Genomic DNA, 1,494 nt, shown 5'->3' with positions numbered 1-1,494 from the left:
ATTTTTGTGTCGTCTAGCCGACTCATAATTCGACGCTTTCTTGGATTCAAACCTCAGATGAACCAATCCACTGCTCATCTAGGTAAGCCTCCCAACCGTCTGGACTCACCGAGAAATAATCGACACACTCCAGCGCATCGTGCGTCCAGCCGCCTTTCGGGGCGTGGTACTGAACCACTTCCACCCCCTCCAAGCTCATAATACGAAGCGGGTCCAATGTGCATCCTTCCATCAGGTCAGGCTCAGCCGGTGATAGCGAGCGGGCGACTATCATATTCCGGTTTCCTTTAACGTTGAGTCCAACGCCCGCTCTTTTAACATGGCGTAGTCCGCAGCCTTCCAACCTTCTTCCCAACAAAGCGCTGCTGTATCTTTATCTTCATCCTCCATCGAATCTTGTAGATAGGGGTTATCTTCAATATTTAGACTTTGATAAAAAGCGATATTGCCTTCTTCCATATACCGCTGCATATCTTCATCACGGGTATCTTCTGCTTTGGGGAGCATCACGCGTACAGCTTTCCCGATGACGAAAAGACTCCCAACAAAAAGAACACTCCACCAACCAACATTCACTAAGTCGTCAATATAAATAGCGCCATTTATTGACGTTAAGTACGACCAAAGCATTTTCACCGTCGCCAATAAAACCAGAGAGAATAGGGCTATCGTTAACATTGCCAATGCCTTAATAAAAGTCTCATAAAGCGGCTTAAAGCAATCCCGCCACTGCGCTCTCCACCATTGTGCTCTGCTTTCTTTTTTCATGAGCCCATCTCCTTTCCTAACTTTCCTTTGTCATCGAAATGACGCTTCTGACAGCCTTGTTTCCACGCGCTGCAGCTCCAGTAAAAACTGCCTTTGTTTTTCCCAGACTTGCGCACCAACACGCCTTTACCACAGGCACACTTTTGATTTTTGGCGGGCTTGCCGCGCACGCTATCGAGAATAAGGCCACATTGGTCGCGGTCTTCACACGCCCAAAACGGTTTCTTGGTGGAGCGAAGGCGCATTGTTTTGCCACACAATGGACATGGCGATTCAGGCTCTACAACTTTCGGTAAGGTAATGGTGATGTCCCCAGACTTCACCTTGCTGACAATGGCGCGCACAAACCCTTCCTGGTTTTGCATAAAGGCATCGAGGCTCATCTCTCGCTTTGCAATACTCTCTAATGACTGCTCCCAAATCGCGGTCATCACCGGGTTGCTCACTTCATTGGGCAGCGCCTGAACCAAACCGCGCCCTGCTTCGCTACTTAGGAGCTTTTTGCCTTTTGCTTCCACAAAGCCGCGCTTTTTGAGCGTCTCAATGATGGCCGCGCGCGTCGCTTGCGTGCCAAGTCCGGCTGTCTCTTTCAAAATCGCTTTGAATTGAGCCGGAACATTATCGCTGCGTGCAATATTGGCCATGGCATCGAGGAGCGTCCCTTCGGTAAACGCAGAAGGCGGCGTGGTTTTCTTACTCACCACATTGACCTTGGAAAACGTCAGC

General features: G+C 49.5%; 3 protein-coding genes. All 3 read right to left on the bottom strand.

The genetic code is table 11. The features are described from left to right. Positions 1–46: 46 nt before the first annotated feature. Positions 47–274, bottom strand: a complete 228-nt coding sequence (locus tag BCT81_RS14955; RefSeq protein WP_102424941.1) for a hypothetical protein — start codon at positions 272–274, stop codon at positions 47–49. Then, positions 271–768 carry a hypothetical protein gene (locus BCT81_RS14950; protein ID WP_102424940.1) on the bottom strand — a complete coding sequence of 166 codons (498 nt, stop codon included), beginning with the start codon at positions 766–768 and terminating at the stop codon, positions 271–273. The genes BCT81_RS14955 and BCT81_RS14950 overlap by 4 nt, the downstream gene beginning before the upstream one ends. Beyond that, the coding region (locus BCT81_RS14945) for a DNA topoisomerase (protein WP_241908213.1) at positions 765–1,494 on the bottom strand (730 nt) is incomplete at its 5' end. The genes BCT81_RS14950 and BCT81_RS14945, both read right to left, overlap by 4 nt.

The organism is Vibrio sp. 10N.261.52.A1, assembly GCF_002876325.1.
Lineage (GTDB): Bacteria > Pseudomonadota > Gammaproteobacteria > Enterobacterales > Vibrionaceae > Vibrio > Vibrio chagasii.
Note: the sequence above shows the minus strand (reverse complement) of the source record. Positions and strands in the feature narration are given on the sequence as shown.

Bases quoted from the DNA above. Each gene is read 5' to 3' on its own strand.
- BCT81_RS14955 (WP_102424941.1), bottom strand. From the start codon at position 274: ATGATAGTCGCCCGCTCGCTATCACCGGCTGAGCCTGACCTGATGGAA.
- BCT81_RS14950 (WP_102424940.1), bottom strand. From the start codon at position 768: ATGAAAAAAGAAAGCAGAGCACAATGGTGGAGAGCGCAGTGGCGGGAT.